This is a genomic window from Haladaptatus sp. QDMS2, from assembly GCF_029338295.1.
In the GTDB taxonomy this organism is placed as follows: Archaea; Halobacteriota; Halobacteria; order Halobacteriales; family Halococcaceae; genus QDMS2.
The window spans coordinates 2,416,157-2,432,338 of the sequence record NZ_CP119791.1; the positions used below are offsets into that span (position 1 = coordinate 2,416,157).

A 16,182-nucleotide genomic window follows, 5' to 3' on the forward strand; every position below is an offset into this window, starting at 1 on the left:
GCGTTCGCAGAACCGTCTATTCGCCAACCCACAGCGTCACACACCTGAGACGGCAACGAACGGGCTTTTATGTCCCCATTGCATAGCGAGGGACATGATTTTCGAGGACCTTCCGACCACACCCCGGTCGGACGAACTCATCGATAAAGCCTTCTCGCGGGCAGCGCGAGCGGGCCGCGCCAAGAAGGGCCTCGACGCCCAGCAGTCGATGCTGATGACGGCCGCCAACATCCTCTCTGACAATCTCCAGAACGTCGGCACGTCGTGGCCCGACTTCGACGAAGTCGACCCCTTCTACTACGAACTCGCAGACGCGCTCGTCGACGTAGACGAGCTTCGAAAGAGCCTCTCCGAGGTGATGTGGGCCGGTCGCAAGTGCGCCGACATCCGCCAAGAGTACCAGCGCCGCGTCAGTGGCGACGTCGACACCGCCCGGAAGGTGCGAAAACAGGCGTTCGCCCGCCTCGCAGACGTCACCGAGGAGGTCGACGACGACCTGAAACGCCTGAACGAGGCGCGCGACATCCTCCGTAAACTGCCGGACATTCGCCCGGAGGAGCCGACCATCGTCGTCGCCGGCTACCCGAACGTCGGCAAATCGTCGTTCGTGAACGCCGTCACGAACGCGCGCAACGCGACGGCGACCTACCCATTCACGACGACGCAGGTCCACGTCGGCCACATCGAGCGTGACCGCATCCGCTATCAAATCGTGGACACCCCGGGCCTGCTCGACCGCCCAGCAGACGAGCGAAACGACATCGAAGCCCAGGCCGTGAGCGCACTGGAACACCTCGCCGACGTCGTTCTCGTCTTCGTGGACGCGAGCGAGTCGTGTGGTTACCCGCTCGCCGACCAACTCGCCCTCCGCGACGCACTCCGCGAGCAGTTCACCGAACAGCCCGTCATCACCGTCGCCAACAAAATCGACCGCTCTGACGACGTCGAAGCCGACTGCTACATGAGCGTCACCGAAAGCGAAGGCATCGAAGAGACGCTCGACGCCGCCGTCGAAGCAATCGGCTACGAACACGACTTCACCGTCTAACCGGTCGCGTTGTAAACCACCTGGACCTGTGCGGTGATCATAACCGGACCCGGTTCGATACTCGTCGAACCATCTCCGCCGCGTTCGAACGCGGGGAAGAAGCTCTGTTCTACGGTTTCGACGGAGTGAACGTCCACGATAGTTAGCGCCCCAGCGTCAGCGAGCGTCTCGCCTTGCTCCCGAGCGTTTTCCATGGCAGCGGAAAGCGCGGCTGCCCGCACCTCGCGCTCCCGGTCGTCCGAGAGTGTAAACTGAACATTCTGGACGTCCGTCGCACCGTTTTGGATAGCGACGTCGATAATTTCACCCACAGAATCGACGTCAGTGAGCGTAATCCGGAACAGGTGCGTCGCACGGAACCCTCGCACATCGGTTTCGTCGCTCTGTGGATCCTCTCCGATGAAGAACGCCGTCGTTTGAATTTGGTCGTCTGTAACGCCGGCATCACGGAGTGCAGCCCGCATCGACGACACGTTCGTCGCGACGCGGTTTCGCGCGGCATCTGCCGATTGTGCGACAGCGGTCACGCCGATGGTAAGCACCGCTTCGTCGGGTTCGCCGCTCGCCGTACCGGTGGCGGTAACCTGAATCGTTCGTGGTCCGACACCGTCTGCTGACCCTGGAGTATTGATACTACCCAGACAGCCAGCGAGAACGACGAATGCGGCGAGGACAAGTGCTCGCGTCATGAATCGCGACTCCATAGCGTGACTACGGCTTGATTGGAGAAAGCGCGAGCGTCTATCAGGCAGATTGGAGTTCGACGAATCGAACCTGCAAATCGACGTCGTATCCGAAATTCTCTGTGATAGCCGCATCGAGTTCAGCCGCGAGCGGCGGCTTCTCCACGTCCGGCGGTAAACCCACCGTGACGACGACTTCGGAGGGAGAGCGTGTGAGTGCGCTTTCGGTGAATTCTACCTCCACGTCCAACAGGGTCACCTCGTCGTACGCCGGTCGGTCGAGCGTGGTCTCGATTTGGGTCTGGATGTTCTCTTCTGCGTTGGCACTCGAGAACGACGCGAGCGTTACGCCCCCGAGGAAAAGCGAGAGTACGAGGATGGCGGCGATGAGGACGCCAGCCCGCTTGAGCGTTCGCGACCGCGCGGAGTCGAGTTTGAACCAGCGGTCGGGACGGTAGCCGGTGTACCAGAGCGTCGTGATTGCGGCGAGATTGATAGAGAGGGCGTTGACGAGCGCGAGCACTCCCGAACCGAGTACGACCATCGGGAGTCCCCAGGCGATACCGATGCCTACGGCAGCCGCCGGCGGGACGAGCGCCACGGCAATCATGACGCCGACGAGCGAGGCAGAGACGCCGGCAGAGAGGCTGAACGCGCCGGCAACGCCAGCACCGAGAGCGACCATCAGCGAGAGGAAGTCAGGTGAGAGTCGCTCTCTCACCTGCGCGATTTCGGTTGGGTCGATGCCCGGAGGAATCAAGTGAATCGTCTTGACGAGCCACGAAAAGAGCGCCGCTGCAGCGATCGCAGCCGCAAAGCCGATGAGCTGGAGCTTGACGCCCCGGAGGAACAGGTCACGGTCGTCGATGACCGTGCCGACGCTCGCCGCCATCGCCGGACCGATGAGCGGCGCGATGACCATCGACCCGACGACGACGGCCGGCGAGTCGAGGAGGAGCCCTGCCGTGGCGATGACGCCGCTCACGACCGTCATGGTGAGGTAGGTCACCATCGACGGGGCGAGGTTCGTCGCCGTCGTCACCAACTCTTCGCGGGCGATTCGTTCGTCGCTTTGGTCGCTCTCGTCGTACTTCTCCTGTAATGCCTCGAAGCGCCGCGAGATGACGGTCTCTGCGTCGATGACGACAGTGTAGGCTTCGTCTTCGACGCCGACCTCGCGGAGGCGTCCGAGTACGTGTTCGACGGCGTTCGTCGGGAGCGGGAACGACACGACGCCCGTAAACTCGCGTCCGCTCGTCTCGTCGGTGAGGACGTAGTCGATGCCCTCGTCGTCTAAGGTATCGAGAATCGCCTCCCGTTTGCCCGCTGGAATGGTAACCTGTACGAGTCGCACACCGGAACCGATGCAGGCGGGCGAAAAATAACCCGCGGTGGTTTTGAGGGCGGAGCGAAAAGGAAGGGTATGTTCGAAAATCGCCCCGACCGCGACACGGAAATCGTACTCGTCGGGCGGTCAAACGTCGGCAAATCCACGCTCATGCGCCTGCTCACCGGCCACAAGAAGTTCAACACGGGCAAGAAACCCGGCGTTACCCGCCAGCCGAACCACTTCGACTGGGCACCAGAGAGCTTCATGCTAACCGACCTCCCCGGGTTCGGGTTCATGTCCGGCGTCGAGGAGGACCACCGTGAGGCAATCAAGACCAACATCGTCCAGTACATCGAGGAGTACGCCGACAACATCACGCTCGGCATCCTCGTGGTCGACGGCAAGAGCGTCATCGACATCATCGACCGTCACACGACGGAGGATTCCATTCCCCACGACGTGGAGATGTTCTACTTCCTCCAGGAACTCGACATTCCCGTCATCGTCGCGGTCAACAAGATGGACAAGGTGGACGACAAAGACGAACGGCTCAACGACCTCTGTGATCGCCTCGGCCTCGCCCCGCCGTGGCAGCAGTGGCAGGACGTCATCTGCCCCATCATCGCCAAACGCGGCACCATCGACACGCTGAATGAGGCGATTCGAGAGCACTTGCACGCTGAGAAACGGGACGATTTGCTCAAATTCTTCTAGAGCAACTTTTTACGCTTCGGGTGCGCTTCGCGCACCGCTCAGCGCAAAAACTTTCATGAAAAAGGCCGGATGCTCGCTTCGCTCGCATCCGGGTGCCGACAGTACCGCACAGCACCGCTATTAAATACTTGTAGGAAATATTTCAATAATGACTGTCGATTTGCTCGGTTCGGAGGTTTTCTTCAATGCCGGCTGGGCACTGGTGTTCGTCAGCTTCGTCGCCCTCTTTTGTGCGCTTGGGTTCCTCGTCTTTCGCACGTATGGCATCCTCCTCGGTGCGGCAGTAGGATTCGTCGTCTTCGCCTCAATGCACGCCCGGGGCGAGCGTACGTCACTCAATTAACGTCGAATACGGCGGGGGCAACAGGACGTCGGTGTCGGGGTAGCGCGCTTTCCAGTCACCCCACGTCGTGACTTCTGATGGGCGAATGGTGAGGCGTTCGCCTTCGAGCGGGCCGCAGATGGCCCGACCGAGAATTTGACTCCAGTACGAGCGCGTTGCCTCGTCGTACATCACGAGGTTCGCGTTGTTTCGGACCTGTTCTGAGACGGCGGAACTGTTCTCGTAGGCGACGAACGTTCGGTTGTCGAGTTCGCTCGCGGCGGCGTACACACCAGGCGCTTGCCAGAGCAGCCCCGAGACGAAGAATCGAGTCGGTTCACCCGCTACGACGCTGTCCGCGACGAGGCCGCTGCCACAGAGCGGGCAGTAGGTCACCATCACCGGGCCGCCGAAGTCGTCGTTCACGATTTCGTGCCACCAGAGAATCGTCAGGGGGTAGGCTCGTGCCCGGTTGCCGTCGCGGAGGCCAACGACCGTCTGATGGTCCGAAAGCGTCTGCTGGTTCCGGCGCAGGTACTTGCGTTCGACGGTGAGGCCGTCCCAATTCGTACCGAATCGTGGTTCGACGACGGCGCGGATGGTCTTCTCTTTGATTTCCTCTGCGCAAATCGTGCTTGGGAAGCCCTGTTCTGCGAGCGTCAGGGGTTCGACTGGCGTCCCGGTCGTCGGTTCTGCGTCGCCACCCGTCCTGGCGAGACAGCCGGCGAAACCGCTCACACCAGCGGCTGTGGCGGCGAGAAATCGACGACGGTCCATGCGAGTGGTAGGCACGAGAGAGATGTAACTGATTCGCGCGTGGGTGGCCGTCGCTCACAACTGGTCTGAGAGTGGGCGGCTCAGGAATTGAGCGTCGTCACAAGGGGCTCAGTGGGGGTAACTGTCGTCACCGCCGCCCATCGGGACGTACCCGACGGAGGGATTTGACGCTTACCAATCGGCGAGTCCACCGAGTTCAAGCGCGACGGTGGCCACGTCTCGGGTGTCGAACGGGCCGGCTTCGGTGGCGATATACCGCACGAGTTGGGGCGGCGTCCGGTCGAACGTCGGGTTCGACACGTCGATGGCTTTCTCGCCGTCGTACAGTTCAGTGGCGGCTCTCGGTTCCGGGTCGTACTGGTTTCGCGGACTCACCTTGTCGAGCGAGCACACCGCGTAGAAGGGGATACCGAGGGAGACTGCGGCGCTCGCGGCGGTTCGCGTCCCCACCTTGTTCACGATGCTGCCGTCGGGGAGCACCGTGTCCGCTCCGACGAGGACGGCGGAGACGTCCAATTCTGCGAGTGCCTGCGCGATTCCGGCGTCAGAAACGAGCGTGACCGCCGTTTTGGCGGCCAGTTTTTCGGCTACGCCAACGCCCTCGCGTCCGGGGCGCGACTCGGCGACGACGACTCGCTCGGGAGCCGTCTGTTCCAGCGTCCGGGCGACCGTACCGGACCGCGAGAGGGTGCATATCGTCCCGCCATCGAGGAGCGTCGCGGCTTCGGCGGCGGCCTGTGCGTCGGCGGCCGTGGCCCGGTCACGGACCTGCTTGGCGTGGTCTGCGACGGAGTCCGGGGTGTGGTCGGCGGCGTGCATCACGCGGTTTACGCGGTTCTCGATGACCACCATGCTCGGGCGGGCGGCGACGAGTTCGCGTGCGGTTTCGACCACCGAGTCCCACGCGGTGGCGTGCGTTGCGACGTCTCGCAGAACGTCGAGCGCCCACAGCGAAAGCTGCGCAGAACCGTGGTCGCGGTCCTCGCGAATGGTTTCGACCGTCAGGTCGGGAGCCATACCTGTCTCTTCGACCGGCGAACATTTAGATGGGCGGGCGGCGAACCACCGGCCATGCCACGTGTGGCACTCATCAGCGACACGCACATTCCCTCCCGAAAAGAGACCATCCCGGAGTGGGTAGTCGAAGCCGTCGAAGCAGCCGACTACACCATCCACGCCGGCGACTTCGACTCCGACGCGGCGTTCGAGCGCGTTCGGGAAATCGCCGGCGAGACGCTCACCGCCTGTGCCGGCAACACGGACCCGCCCACGCTCGGACTGCCCGACGTTGCGACCCTCGACGTGGAGGGCGTCCGCTTCGTCGTCACCCACGGGACGGGCGACCCGGACACCTACAAGGAACGCGTTGCGGGAATCGCCGCAGAACACGGCGAGGGGACCGTCATCGGCGTCTCGGGACATACCCACCGCGTCCACGACGAGGTGGTGGACGGCGTGCGATTGCTTAACCCCGGCAGCGCGACGGGGGCCGCACCCGCTCTCACGACGACGATGCTGGTCGTCGATGTCGAAGGCGACCACATCGCAGTCTCTCGGGTCGAAGGCTAGCTTGCACCTATCGGGTCGCTTTTTACGGGACGCGGGCGAGCAACAGGTATGGAACTGTTCGCGGTGCCCGACATCCCCGAGGTGCGTCCGGGCGACGACATCGCCGCGCTCGTAGCCGAGCGCGTCTCGCTCGAACCGGACGACGTCGTGGTGGTCGCGAGCACCATCGTCTCGAAAGCTGAGGGGAGGCAGGCGAACCTGTCTGACTTCCCCGCCGGGCCGCGTGCCCGGGAAATCGCGGCGAATCTGGCGTCGATTACGGGCGACGAGAAAGACCCGCGATTCGCCCAGGCCGTCCTCGAAGAGTCGACGGACATCGTGATGGACGCCCCGTTTTTGCTCACCGAAACGCGCTGTGGACACGTCGGCGTGAACGCCGGCATCGACCGGTCGAACGTCCCCGACGCGGACCTGTTGCTCCTCCCGAAACGGCCAAGCGAAAGTGCAGCGCGAATCCACGACGAACTCGGCGTTCCCGTCGTCGTGACCGACACCTGCGGGCGGCCGTTCCGCCATGGCCAGCGTGCCGTCGCCATCGGATGGGCCGGCATGCCCGCGAGTCGAGACTGGCGTGGGGAAACCGACCGAGACGGCCGGGAACTCGGCGTCACGGTGCAGTGTGTCGTGGACGAACTGGCCGGCGCGGCGAACCTCGTCTCCGGCGAGGGCGACGACGGCACGCCCGTGACCGTCGTCCGGGGCTGGGAGTTCGGCGACCACGGCGGTAGCGACAATCTCTTTCGACCGGTGGCATCGGATTTCGTCCGCCAAGCGCTACGGGGGTGGTCGTATGAAGGGCATTGAACTGACGCCCGAACATTCGGTTTCGACCCTCGCCGAATACGGCGAACGCGCCGAAGTCGCCGGGTTCGACACCATCTTCGCCTCCGCACACTACAACAATCGCGACCCCTTCGTCGCCCTCGACCGAATTGGGCGGGCGACCGAGGAGATTCGCGTCGGGCCGGGCGTCGTCAACCCGTACGAAACCCATCCCGTGTCGCTCGCCTCCCGCGTCGCGACGCTCGACGAAGCGACCGGCGGCCGGGCGGTATTCGGCCTCGGCGCGGGCGACCGTTCGACGCTCACGAATCTGGGGTACGACCGCGACCGCCCACTCCGGCGAGTGCTCGAAGCGATGAAGGTCTCCAAGCAGCTGTGGGCCGGCGAGCGAGTGACCCACGACGGGACGTTCGTTGCACGGGACGCGGGTCTCAACTACGACGTGGGTGAGATTCCGGTGTACGTCGGCGCACAGGGACCCCACATGCTCAAGATGAGCGCGAAACACGCAGATGGCGTGCTCATCAACGCGTCACATCCGGCGGACGTCGAGTGGGCGGCAGGGCAGATTGCAGAGGGGTTGGAAGCGCGCCCCGACGACCGCGGAGCGTTCGACGCCGCGGCCTACGCCAGCGTGAGTGTAGCCGAAGACCGTGAGGCGGCACGAGAGGCGGCGCGGCCACCGGTCGCGTTCATCGCCGGGGGCGCAGCGCCGCCGGTGCTCGAACGCCACGGCATCGACCCCGAAGCTGCTGAACGAATCGGGGAGCGAATCGGTGCGGGCGCGTTCAGCGAGGCGTTCGGCGCGGTCACCGAGGAGATGATAGATGCCTTCTGTATCGCCGGAACGCCGGACGAGGTCGAGAAGAAGGTCGCGGCGGTCCTCACGCACGTCGACAGCATCGTGTTGGGGTCGCCGCTCGGGCCAGACGTGGAGACGGCTATCGACCTTGCTGGGGCGGTCCCTGCGTGAGGTCGCCAACGAGCGCGTCGCCGACGGCACCGAGGGCGAGATAGCCTATCACGAGGACCGAAAAGCCCGTCAGAAGCGCGCCCATCGTGAGCAGGAGTGCAGAGAGTGGGTCACTCAGCGCGACGTCGGTGAACCGCATCGTGAGTTCGACGACGTTGTTCAGCAGTTCGAGAGCGATGTTTGCCATACCCGAGGGATTGTACTGCGGGTATTTGATTGCTACTGTCCGCCACGGCTAAGACCGGGCGGGGGTAATCGGGCATTATGGAGAAGGATTCGACGCTCGATTCGTTTCTCGGCGGGTCGGTGGAGTCTGACGAGACTGACGAGGAGACGCCGTCCCCGGCGTCGGTTTCGCCGCAGGCTGAGGGGGCGCCCACCTCAGCGTCGGTCTCACCGGCCACGTCCACCTACGCGTGGTCGCCCGAAGGCGTCGCCTGCGCCGTATGTGATGAGGTGGTCACCCGCCGCTGGCGAGACGGTGACGAATTAGTCTGTGAATCCTGTAAGTCCTGGTAGCGTACGTGTCGAGCCAGCCAGTAAGGTTAGATGCGTCGGGCCGCTATAAGGGGCGAAGAGGAACGATTCGGGTTGGCCACATGACAGAAAGCATTTGTAAGCGGCCTCCCGAGTGTCAGACAACCTCATTGTAGAGTTTGAGCACCCCTCCCATGACTGACGCCGAAATCACTAGCGCCGAACCGAGTACCCCCGAAACAGCCCTCTCTATCGAGGAAGCGGGGAATCTCGCACAGGACATCATCGACAACGTAGAACAGGTAATCGTCGGGAACCACGGCACCGTCGAGCAGATCGTGACGGCCATCCTGGCCCGTGGGCACGTGCTGCTCGAAGACGTTCCCGGCGTCGGGAAGACGATGCTCTCTCGCGCCGTCGCCCGCTCTGTGGACTGTTCGTTCAAGCGCGTCCAATTCACCCCCGACCTGTTGCCCTCCGACGTGACCGGCGTCAACGTCTTCAACCAACAGACCCGGGAGTTCGAATTCCGTCCCGGCCCGATTTTCGCGAACTTCGTTCTCGGCGACGAGATAAATCGCGCCCCGCCGAAGACCCAGAGTTCGCTGCTCGAAGCGATGGAAGAAGAACAGGTGACCGTAGACGGCGAAACCCACCGCGTCCCCCGCCCGTTCACCATCATCGCGACGCAGAACTCCGTCGAGCGAAATCGCACCTACGAACTGCCGATGGCAGAGATCGACCGGTTCATGAAGAAACTCCACCTCGGCTACCCCGACGAGGACGCAGAGAGCGAGATGCTCCACCGGGTAGTCGGCCACCACCCAATCGAGAAACTCGAACCAGTGGCGACGGGCGAGGACCTCCAGTCGGCCCGCGAAACCGTCGCAGGCGTGTCCATCGAGGAGCCGATTCGCCGCTACGTCACGCAAATCGCGGGCTACACCCGCAACAACGCCGTCCTCGGCGTGAGTCCCCGCGGTTCGATTTCCCTCCTGCGGGCCGCCCAGGCACGGGCGGTCATCGACGGGCGTGACTACGTCATCCCCGACGACGTGCAGTCAGAAGCCGTCTCCGTGCTCGCCCACCGTATCCAACTCGGGGCGGACGCTGCGGGCACGACCCGGCGCGAGCTCGTCGAGGCGGCCCTCGAGCACGTCTCCGTGCCATGAGTCTGACGCGTCGGGGCTACGTGGTGGTGGGCGTGTGCGCCCTGTCGCTCGCGATGGCGTTCATGTTCGGGAGTCGGGCGCTCAACGCCGTCGTCGTCCCGGCAGCCGTCGCGCTGGTCGCCGGTGCGATTCAGAGTATGCGACTGCCGAAACCGGACATCACCCGCAGCCAGCCCGCCCCGGGGTTTCCGGGTGAAACGCGCTCGGTAACCCTCTCGTTCGAGGGAACCCACACCGCGAGCGCGAGCGTCGAGGAAGGCGTCAGCGAGGGCCTCGCCACCAATCACACTCGATTCGAAACCTCGGTTCCCGGCACGCTCACCTACGACGTCGAATACACCCGGCGCGGGGAGCACGAACTCGGACCCGTCACCGTGGCCGTCCGAGATATGTTCGGCCTTTTCGAGCGAACGTTCGAGTATCCACTCACGACGAAGACGCTCGTCTACCCGCGCTTAGAAGACCTCTCGGACGACGCCCGCCACGCGCTCAACCTCCTGTTCGACGAGATGGCGGTCGTCACTCGCCAGGAGTTCGACAACCTGCGTGAGTACGTCCCCGGCGACCCGCTTCGTGACATCCACTGGAAGACGAGCGCCAAGCGCGACGGCGACCTGCTGGTCGCAGAATTCATCGGCGAAGCAGAGGAAGACGGCCTCTCCATCGTCGCGGAGGGCGACGCCGGCAAGGCAGACGAGATGGCCTGCGCCGCCGCGAGCGTGGCCGCCTACATCATCGACGCGGGCCTCGCCTGCGACGTGACCGCGCCCGGCGGTCGAGTTTCCCGCGCTCGTGGCGATACACAACGAAACCGCGTGCTCACCCTGTTCGCCCAGACCCCCGCCGGTCGGGTCGCGACGACGCGCCGCGAGCTGGCAGATGTGCACATTTTCGTCCCGAGTGAGGGTGAAACGACCGTTCGGCTTCGTGACCGCGAGGTCACATTTACCGACCTGACTCGTGGGACTGCCGTCGCCGCAGACGGCGGGCGGGTGGAGCCATGAGCACCCAGACCCGAACCATCGTCGAGCGCACGGAACTCGGCCTGCGCGACCCGCTGCGCCTGCTCTCGTTGGTCACCGCCGCGCTCCTCACGATTTCCTACGTGAGCGTCCTGCTTTCGGTGACGAACGTGGTCGGCGGGTCGAGCGACCTGCTGGTCATCGTCGGCGTGACGCTCGTCGTGAGCACGCTGCTCGCCCGGTATCTCTCCTCGTGGGTTGCGCTCGTACTCGCCGGCGTCCTGCTCGTGGGTGGGATGGCGTTCTACCTGACTTCGATTCCCGATGGCTTCGCGCTGTTGTGGCAGACCGAACGCATCACGAGCGACGTGACCGCGCTGCTGACCGGCCTCTCCATCCTGCGCGTGACCAAAGCGAGCGTGTGGGCGATGGCTATCGCGCCCGGCCCCGTGTTCCTGTCGTGGTATTTCGTCATGCAGCGACGCTACGCACTCGGGGCCATCGTCGGGGCGGCCCCGCTCGGACTATTCGTCCTCACGGGCGACGCGGACCTGCTCATCACCGCGATGGGCGTCACCGCGGCCGCCGCGCTCGTCGGGTTCGGCGAACTCGAACGCCACAACGCCTCGCTTGGGCAAGCAGACCTGCTGACGGTCGTTCTCGCGACGATGGTCGTGCTTTCACTCACCCTCAGCGTGGTTCCCGGCGGCGCGTCGAACCCCCTGTTCTCCGGCCACAGCGGCGGGGAGACAATCGAGTCGAACCTCCTGACCGCAGACGAGGAAGTTGCCATCCTCGGCAGCATCAACCTCTCGCCGGAAGTGCGCTTCAGCGTGGAATCCGAGAGCGCTCAGTACTGGAAAGTCGGGAGCTACGACCGCTACACCGGCGGCGGCTGGGTCCGGACGGGCGAGAGCGAACTGTACACCTCCTCGCTTCCACGACCGGAGGGTGACTCCCGACGACTCGTCCAGAACTTCGAGATAGAGACCGCCCGGATGGCGACCATGCCCGCTGCGTGGAAGCCAGTCGCCGTCCGCGGGGCGCAGGCAGACCGGACGCGCGTGACCCAGCACGACGGCATCCAGCCGCTCGGGGCGCTGCGCGCGGGTGACGAGTACACCGTCGTAAGTCAGGTTCCGCGGACGCATCCCGACCAGTTGCGTGCCGCGGGGACGGAGTACCCTGACCACATCAAAGACCGCTACCTCCAGCTGCCCGAATCGACGCCCAGACAGGTCGGTGAGTACACGAGCCAGCTGACCGCGAACGCGAATAACCCGTACGACACGGCGCGTGTCATCGAAACCTGGCTCGAAGACAACCGCCAGTACTCACTCGACGTGGAGCGACCAGAGGGCGACATCGCCTACGCCTTCCTCTTCCAGATGGACAGCGGCTACTGCACCTACTACGCGACGACCATGGTGACGATGCTGCGCACGCAGGGCATCCCGGCTCGCCTCGCTGTGGGCTACACGCCCGGCGAACAGGTCGCAGAGGACAAGTGGGTCGTCCGCGGGCTGGACGCCCACGCCTGGGTAGAAGTCTACTTCCCCGGCACTGGCTGGGTAGAGTTCGACCCGACCCCGGCCGACCCCCGGGAGAACGCAGAGACCCAGCGTCTGAACCAGGCGCGCGCCGCTGACGAGCCGAACGTGGACACCAACGAGACGGGCGAGAACGCCCAGACCCAGACGACGCAGACGCCCGACACGGCGACGACCACCGCGACCAACAACTCGACCTCCACCGGACCGTCCGACGACCGCCTCTCCGAGATTCTCGGCGGCGACCCCGGCGTTCAGACGACCGTTGGACCGAGCACGCCGCCCGGCGGCCCCGAGGGAACCGACCCGAACACCGACGAAGACGAGAACGGGGGCATCCCGATGCCGACTCGTGAGCAGGCCGCCGTTGGCCTGATTGCGCTCGTCGGTATGGCCGCGGGGGCCCACCGAACCGGCGCGTCGAGACGCGCCTATCGCGCCCTCTGGTTGCGCTGGCCGCAGTCTGGAACCCCGAGCGAGGACGCCGCCCGGGCGTTCGCCAGACTCGAATACCTGCTCTCGCGTCACCACGGGCCCCGACGCCCCGGCGAGACGCCGCGCCAGTTCCTCTCCCGCGTCGAGGCTGACGAGGCCGCCCGTCGGGTCGGAACCATCTACGAACGGGCGACCTACGCGGGTCGAGTGACCCGTGCGGAAGCAGACGAGGCGCTCGCCATCGTGAGCGACAAAGTCCGCGAACGAACGCCGGTGCTCAAGCGATTGAGCCGGTAGGACGACAGCGACGAACCGGAAACACCCGTCGGGTGGCCCGGCAGGCGGCGGCGCTCGATTTTTGCCCTCTACTACCCGACAGCGTTTTGTAGAACCCTTTCGTAATTCGGGACGTAATGAGTGAGGTATGCTCGACATGCGGGCTGCCTGAGGAACTCTGCGTCTGCGAAGACGTCGCACGAGAGTCTCAGCAAATCAACATCCGCATCGACGAGCGTCGCTATGGGAAGGAGGTAACGATCATCGAAGGTCTCGACCCGAAAGACGTCGACATGGACAGTCTTTCCTCGGACCTGAAGTCGAAGTTCGCCTGCGGTGGCACCGTCGAAGACGGCTCCATCGAGTTACAGGGGAACCACACGGGCCGCGTAGAGGACTTCCTGCGCGATAAGGGCTTCAACGTCGCCTAACCTTCGACCGAATCGTTATCCGGCCCCGGCTGGGCCCAACCATCCACGTTCTATTTTATTCAGAGCGACCGCGTTTTCGAGAAGGAGCGCGGCGCGGCAGGTAGCAGAGCGGCGAGGCAGGAATTAGAACGGCGAGTCAGGCCCCTCGTTGGCCTGTGCTGAGTCGGTTTCGTTCCCGGAGACGATGTCGTACTTCCACGCATCGAGGCCGCCAGCCATGCTCTCGACGCTGGCATGGGCAGTGCCCTCGTACGAGGCGATGAGTCGCGCCGCCTGCACGCTCGAAATCCCGTGTGGGCAGACGGTCACGATGTGGTCTGCGTCGGCGAGCGTCGGAATCTTGCTCACGAGGCTGTGAAACGGGATGTTCTCGCTGCCGGGGATGTGTTCCCGGGCGAACGCACCGGGCGAGCGGATGTCCACGACGCGCACGTCTGCGCCCTCGTCGAGGAGCGATTTGACCTCGTCCGGCGCAATCTCGTCGTCGCTGAGGTCGGTCATATAGGGTTGGTACTAGTTCAGATAGGATAAGCGTCTGGGTTCATACGGAGCTGAATATTTGTGAGTCAAAACAGTTGTTTCGAACACCTCGAAAGCCCCCGAGTGCTCGGCTCCCGCGACCACAGCTGCGCTCCTCACTCGCTTCGCTCGTTGCGGTGCTTGCTGGGTCGGGGTTCGCCGACCCCTCGGCCCCTTTCAGTCCCGCCCCGTAGTCCCGCCTCAGCAGACCTGCCCTTCCCCGGGTCGCGCGACGAGACGCGCGTCCCGGCCCTCGTGGTTGAGGCTGGTGATTGTGGCTGGTGATTGGGGCTGGTGGTTAGTGCTGGTGATTGAATTTAGATGAGCCCTTCTTCTTTCGCGAGCAGAATCCCCTCGATAGTCGCGTCGTTTGCGGGTTCCTGTCGGGCGACGTCGAGGGCGTCTTCGACGGGAACCGAAGTCACGGTGATGAACTCGTTGCCGTCCAGTTTGCGTTCGACGGGCCGCAGACCCTCCGCGAACACGATACCTCGGCGGTGGCGAAGCACCCCGGTCGAACACCAGAACTCTTCGAGCAGGGCGAGGCTGTCGGGGGCGAAGCCGGTTTCCTCTTGCAGTTCCCGCGCTCCGGCCTGCGTGTAGGATTCGCCCTGCTCGACGATACCGGCGGGGAGTTCGAGACACTGCTCGCCGATGGCCGGACGATACTGGTCGACGAGGATGACTTCGTCGTCTGCGACGGCGACGACCACCACGGCGGCGGGCAACTCCGCCCAGTAGTACTTCTTCTCCGTGCCGTTCGGTTGAGAGACGAGATCGTAGCCGCCGGTGTACCAGCCGGTTTCGTACTCGGCTTTCGATTCGAGGACGGGCCAGTCGTGGTCGCGAGAATCTGTCATACGTCCTGTGTGATAGCCACCCGATAAAGTGTGCCGTTCTGGGTGACGTACACGGTGTCTCCCTCGACGGCCGCAGGGTTGCGATTCCCGAGGGCGGAGCGTTCGTCGAACGGCGAGTGGGTGAAGGCTTCTTTGAAGCCAACCGGGCCGTCCCAGTAGGGTTCAGACTGGCCGTCTGCGAGCGCGGCCGTGGTGAACGGATAGCGGTGGCTCGGCAGTTCGGAACCGTTTACCGCCTCGTGGTCGCCCTCTGCGGGCGTCGCGGTCAGGTAGTAGGGGTCGCCGCTCTTGAGCAGGCTCGGAACCGCGCCGAGCGCGAGCAGGAGGACGATGAGTGCGCCGATTGCGAGCAGCGCGTTGCGGGTGACCGTGCGCATGGTCGTCCTTCGGGCCGGACGCGAAAAAGCACCTCGTTAGTCGAGCAGCACGTCGCGGTAGATGCGACCGAACGCCTGGCGACGGAGCGTAGCGATGGCCGCCTCGGGTTCGTTCTGGAAGGTCGCCGCGACGACGGTGTCGGCGAAGGGCGCGACGTGCCAGACGACGTTGTCCACCGTCTCGCTCCCGGCTTCGATGACCTCGTAGCTCTGGTGGGCCGCACACCACTCGTCGAATTCCTCGCGGGTGCCCACGGTGACGGTAAGCAGCGACGAAAAGAGGGCGTTTCGCGCGGTCGTGACCACGTCGCCGGTGACGCGCTCGTGGTACTCCGTGCGGTCGAAGTCCATCGCTTTCGCCGTCTCGCGGACGACGAGTTGGGCGGCCGGGCCGACCTGTTCGAACTGCTCGCGGGCGTCGGCTACCGTTTCGGGTGCGAAGAGGCCGTCTTCGTGCATGGGTGGTGAACGTGGGCGGGGCAGTTACGCGTTTTCGTCTTCGTCGGCCTCGCGGTGGGCCTTCGCCATGCGTTTTGCCTCCTCGATTGCTTCCTGCGTTTTTGCGTCGAGTTGTGGCGACTGCTCCGGTGGTTCGATGTCGTGGGGGGGGTTCTCGGTATCGTCCTCGAACAGGTCGCCCGGGCGCACGTCGTCGTCGTGTTCGTGGTCGTGTTGGTCCGTCGTGTCCTCGAACACCTGCGGATACTCGCGTTCCTCAGCGAACTCGGTGACGCGGGCGGCGAGTTCGCGATGTCCCTCGTCGGACCAGCCCGGCGCGTGCTCGTCGAGCCACGTTTCGTGGTCGGCGTTGCCGAGCATCGCGGTGAACGCGAGGTGGTTGGCGAGGTGTTTTCCGTCCATCTGTGGCGCGTCACAGACCGGGCAGGCGTATCCCATGTCCGGCTAGACGGGGGCCGTCGAAAA

The 16,182-nt window shown here is 64.4% G+C and carries 21 protein-coding genes; 11 read left to right on the plus strand and 10 right to left on the minus strand.

The window, feature by feature from the left end:
* Positions 1 to 94: 94 nt before the first annotated feature.
* Positions 95 to 1,048, plus strand: a complete 954-nt coding sequence (locus tag P1M51_RS13140; protein ID WP_276245627.1) for a GTPase — start codon at positions 95 to 97, stop codon at positions 1,046 to 1,048.
* On the opposite strand, the gene P1M51_RS13145 is transcribed toward P1M51_RS13140, so the two are convergent.
* Both P1M51_RS13145 and P1M51_RS13150 read right to left on the minus strand, forming a co-directional pair.
* Entirely contained in the window at positions 1,045 to 1,737 is a 693-nt protein-coding gene (locus tag P1M51_RS13145) for an SIMPL domain-containing protein (protein ID WP_276274579.1), read from the minus strand. The two genes, P1M51_RS13140 and P1M51_RS13145, sit on opposite strands and share 4 nt — an antisense overlap.
* A 55-nt stretch (positions 1,738 to 1,792) precedes the next feature.
* Positions 1,793 to 3,085 carry a TIGR00341 family protein gene (locus P1M51_RS13150; protein ID WP_276274580.1) on the minus strand — a complete coding sequence of 431 codons (1,293 nt, stop codon included), beginning with the start codon at positions 3,083 to 3,085 and terminating at the stop codon, positions 1,793 to 1,795.
* Positions 3,086 to 3,154: 69 nt separating this feature from the next.
* Here P1M51_RS13150 and engB point away from each other — a divergent pair, with 69 nt between their 5' ends.
* Both engB and P1M51_RS13160 read left to right on the plus strand, forming a co-directional pair.
* The gene (engB, locus tag P1M51_RS13155; RefSeq protein ID WP_276245630.1) at positions 3,155 to 3,775 is read left to right on the plus strand and encodes a GTP-binding protein EngB; all 621 of its coding nucleotides are present in this window, start codon (positions 3,155 to 3,157) and stop codon (positions 3,773 to 3,775) included.
* Between the two features lie 148 nt (positions 3,776 to 3,923).
* Positions 3,924 to 4,118, plus strand: a complete 195-nt coding sequence (locus tag P1M51_RS13160) for a hypothetical protein (protein ID WP_276245631.1) — start codon at positions 3,924 to 3,926, stop codon at positions 4,116 to 4,118.
* Here P1M51_RS13160 and P1M51_RS13165 read toward each other — a convergent pair.
* Both P1M51_RS13165 and P1M51_RS13170 read right to left on the minus strand, forming a co-directional pair.
* The gene (locus P1M51_RS13165) at positions 4,107 to 4,874 is read right to left on the minus strand and encodes a DUF3179 domain-containing (seleno)protein (RefSeq protein ID WP_276245632.1); all 768 of its coding nucleotides are present in this window, start codon (positions 4,872 to 4,874) and stop codon (positions 4,107 to 4,109) included. The two genes, P1M51_RS13160 and P1M51_RS13165, sit on opposite strands and share 12 nt — an antisense overlap.
* A 171-nt stretch (positions 4,875 to 5,045) precedes the next feature.
* The gene (locus P1M51_RS13170) at positions 5,046 to 5,891 is read right to left on the minus strand and encodes a translation initiation factor eIF-2B (protein WP_276274581.1); all 846 of its coding nucleotides are present in this window, start codon (positions 5,889 to 5,891) and stop codon (positions 5,046 to 5,048) included.
* Between the two features lie 54 nt (positions 5,892 to 5,945).
* On the opposite strand from P1M51_RS13170, the gene P1M51_RS13175 reads away from it, so the two are divergent.
* Genes P1M51_RS13175 through P1M51_RS13185 form a run of 3 tightly spaced genes read left to right on the plus strand, consistent with a single transcriptional unit; the run spans position 5,946 to position 8,199 of the window.
* Positions 5,946 to 6,443 (plus strand): metallophosphoesterase family protein, encoded by a 498-nt coding sequence (locus P1M51_RS13175; protein WP_276274582.1) that lies wholly within the window; start codon positions 5,946 to 5,948, stop codon positions 6,441 to 6,443.
* Between the two features lie 48 nt (positions 6,444 to 6,491).
* Positions 6,492 to 7,247: a coenzyme F420-0:L-glutamate ligase gene (locus P1M51_RS13180; RefSeq protein WP_276274583.1), complete on the plus strand. Its 756-nt coding sequence runs from the start codon at positions 6,492 to 6,494 to the stop codon at positions 7,245 to 7,247.
* On the plus strand, positions 7,234 to 8,199 hold the full coding sequence (locus tag P1M51_RS13185) for a 5,10-methylenetetrahydromethanopterin reductase (RefSeq protein ID WP_276245636.1): 966 nt from the start codon (positions 7,234 to 7,236) through the stop codon (positions 8,197 to 8,199). The genes P1M51_RS13180 and P1M51_RS13185 overlap by 14 nt, the downstream gene beginning before the upstream one ends.
* On the opposite strand, the gene P1M51_RS13190 is transcribed toward P1M51_RS13185, so the two are convergent.
* Positions 8,168 to 8,386, minus strand: coding sequence for a hypothetical protein (locus tag P1M51_RS13190; protein WP_276245637.1), 219 nt, complete (start codon positions 8,384 to 8,386; stop codon positions 8,168 to 8,170). The two genes, P1M51_RS13185 and P1M51_RS13190, sit on opposite strands and share 32 nt — an antisense overlap.
* Before the next feature lie 77 nt (positions 8,387 to 8,463).
* Here P1M51_RS13190 and P1M51_RS13195 point away from each other — a divergent pair, with 77 nt between their 5' ends.
* The 5 genes from P1M51_RS13195 to yciH all read left to right on the plus strand — a co-directional run bounded on the left by P1M51_RS13195 (position 8,464) and on the right by yciH (position 13,502).
* Positions 8,464 to 8,718: a hypothetical protein gene (locus P1M51_RS13195; protein ID WP_276245638.1), complete on the plus strand. Its 255-nt coding sequence runs from the start codon at positions 8,464 to 8,466 to the stop codon at positions 8,716 to 8,718.
* A 152-nt stretch (positions 8,719 to 8,870) separates the two neighbouring features.
* The gene (locus tag P1M51_RS13200; RefSeq protein ID WP_276274584.1) at positions 8,871 to 9,848 is read left to right on the plus strand and encodes a MoxR family ATPase; all 978 of its coding nucleotides are present in this window, start codon (positions 8,871 to 8,873) and stop codon (positions 9,846 to 9,848) included.
* Entirely contained in the window at positions 9,845 to 10,852 is a 1,008-nt protein-coding gene (locus tag P1M51_RS13205) for a DUF58 domain-containing protein (protein WP_276245640.1), read from the plus strand. The genes P1M51_RS13200 and P1M51_RS13205 overlap by 4 nt, the downstream gene beginning before the upstream one ends.
* Positions 10,849 to 13,092 (plus strand): transglutaminase domain-containing protein, encoded by a 2,244-nt coding sequence (locus P1M51_RS13210; protein WP_276245641.1) that lies wholly within the window; start codon positions 10,849 to 10,851, stop codon positions 13,090 to 13,092. The genes P1M51_RS13205 and P1M51_RS13210 overlap by 4 nt, the downstream gene beginning before the upstream one ends.
* A gap of 116 nt (positions 13,093 to 13,208) precedes the next feature.
* The gene (gene yciH / locus P1M51_RS13215) at positions 13,209 to 13,502 is read left to right on the plus strand and encodes a stress response translation initiation inhibitor YciH (RefSeq protein WP_276245642.1); all 294 of its coding nucleotides are present in this window, start codon (positions 13,209 to 13,211) and stop codon (positions 13,500 to 13,502) included.
* Between the two features lie 123 nt (positions 13,503 to 13,625).
* On the opposite strand, the gene P1M51_RS13220 is transcribed toward yciH, so the two are convergent.
* The 5 genes from P1M51_RS13220 to P1M51_RS13240 form a co-directional block, all read right to left on the minus strand.
* Entirely contained in the window at positions 13,626 to 14,003 is a 378-nt protein-coding gene (locus tag P1M51_RS13220; RefSeq protein WP_276245643.1) for a rhodanese-like domain-containing protein, read from the minus strand.
* A 335-nt stretch (positions 14,004 to 14,338) separates the two neighbouring features.
* Positions 14,339 to 14,881, minus strand: coding sequence for an NUDIX hydrolase (locus P1M51_RS13225; RefSeq protein ID WP_276245644.1), 543 nt, complete (start codon positions 14,879 to 14,881; stop codon positions 14,339 to 14,341).
* Complete coding sequence (locus P1M51_RS13230) at positions 14,878 to 15,258, minus strand: hypothetical protein (protein ID WP_276245645.1); 381 nt, start codon at positions 15,256 to 15,258, stop codon at positions 14,878 to 14,880. The genes P1M51_RS13225 and P1M51_RS13230 overlap by 4 nt, the downstream gene beginning before the upstream one ends.
* 36 nt (positions 15,259 to 15,294) lie before the next feature.
* Positions 15,295 to 15,717, minus strand: a complete 423-nt coding sequence (locus tag P1M51_RS13235; RefSeq protein ID WP_276245646.1) for a DUF5809 family protein — start codon at positions 15,715 to 15,717, stop codon at positions 15,295 to 15,297.
* 24 nt (positions 15,718 to 15,741) lie between these two features.
* A complete protein-coding gene (locus P1M51_RS13240) occupies positions 15,742 to 16,155 on the minus strand; it encodes a DUF5810 domain-containing protein (protein WP_276245647.1) in 414 nt (137 codons plus the stop codon).
* Positions 16,156 to 16,182: the final 27 nt, after the last annotated feature.

Excerpts from the sequence above, each read along its gene's own strand:
- P1M51_RS13140 (WP_276245627.1), top strand. The coding sequence starts at position 95 with ATGATTTTCGAGGACCTTCCGACCACACCCCGGTCGGACGAACTCATC.
- P1M51_RS13200 (WP_276274584.1), top strand. The coding sequence starts at position 8,871 with ATGACTGACGCCGAAATCACTAGCGCCGAACCGAGTACCCCCGAAACA.
- P1M51_RS13235 (WP_276245646.1), bottom strand. The coding sequence starts at position 15,717 with ATGCACGAAGACGGCCTCTTCGCACCCGAAACGGTAGCCGACGCCCGC.
- P1M51_RS13165 (WP_276245632.1), bottom strand. The coding sequence starts at position 4,874 with ATGGACCGTCGTCGATTTCTCGCCGCCACAGCCGCTGGTGTGAGCGGT.
- P1M51_RS13220 (WP_276245643.1), bottom strand. The coding sequence starts at position 14,003 with ATGACCGACCTCAGCGACGACGAGATTGCGCCGGACGAGGTCAAATCG.
- P1M51_RS13175 (WP_276274582.1), top strand. The coding sequence starts at position 5,946 with ATGCCACGTGTGGCACTCATCAGCGACACGCACATTCCCTCCCGAAAA.
- engB (WP_276245630.1), top strand. The coding sequence starts at position 3,155 with ATGTTCGAAAATCGCCCCGACCGCGACACGGAAATCGTACTCGTCGGG.
- P1M51_RS13185 (WP_276245636.1), top strand. The coding sequence starts at position 7,234 with ATGAAGGGCATTGAACTGACGCCCGAACATTCGGTTTCGACCCTCGCC.
- P1M51_RS13240 (WP_276245647.1), bottom strand. The coding sequence starts at position 16,155 with ATGGGATACGCCTGCCCGGTCTGTGACGCGCCACAGATGGACGGAAAA.
- P1M51_RS13190 (WP_276245637.1), bottom strand. The coding sequence starts at position 8,386 with ATGGCAAACATCGCTCTCGAACTGCTGAACAACGTCGTCGAACTCACG.
- P1M51_RS13225 (WP_276245644.1), bottom strand. The coding sequence starts at position 14,881 with ATGACAGATTCTCGCGACCACGACTGGCCCGTCCTCGAATCGAAAGCC.
- P1M51_RS13230 (WP_276245645.1), bottom strand. The coding sequence starts at position 15,258 with ATGCGCACGGTCACCCGCAACGCGCTGCTCGCAATCGGCGCACTCATC.
- P1M51_RS13180 (WP_276274583.1), top strand. The coding sequence starts at position 6,492 with ATGGAACTGTTCGCGGTGCCCGACATCCCCGAGGTGCGTCCGGGCGAC.
- yciH (WP_276245642.1), top strand. The coding sequence starts at position 13,209 with ATGAGTGAGGTATGCTCGACATGCGGGCTGCCTGAGGAACTCTGCGTC.
- P1M51_RS13205 (WP_276245640.1), top strand. The coding sequence starts at position 9,845 with ATGAGTCTGACGCGTCGGGGCTACGTGGTGGTGGGCGTGTGCGCCCTG.
- P1M51_RS13160 (WP_276245631.1), top strand. The coding sequence starts at position 3,924 with ATGACTGTCGATTTGCTCGGTTCGGAGGTTTTCTTCAATGCCGGCTGG.
- P1M51_RS13170 (WP_276274581.1), bottom strand. The coding sequence starts at position 5,891 with ATGGCTCCCGACCTGACGGTCGAAACCATTCGCGAGGACCGCGACCAC.
- P1M51_RS13145 (WP_276274579.1), bottom strand. The coding sequence starts at position 1,737 with ATGACGCGAGCACTTGTCCTCGCCGCATTCGTCGTTCTCGCTGGCTGT.
- P1M51_RS13195 (WP_276245638.1), top strand. The coding sequence starts at position 8,464 with ATGGAGAAGGATTCGACGCTCGATTCGTTTCTCGGCGGGTCGGTGGAG.
- P1M51_RS13210 (WP_276245641.1), top strand. The coding sequence starts at position 10,849 with ATGAGCACCCAGACCCGAACCATCGTCGAGCGCACGGAACTCGGCCTG.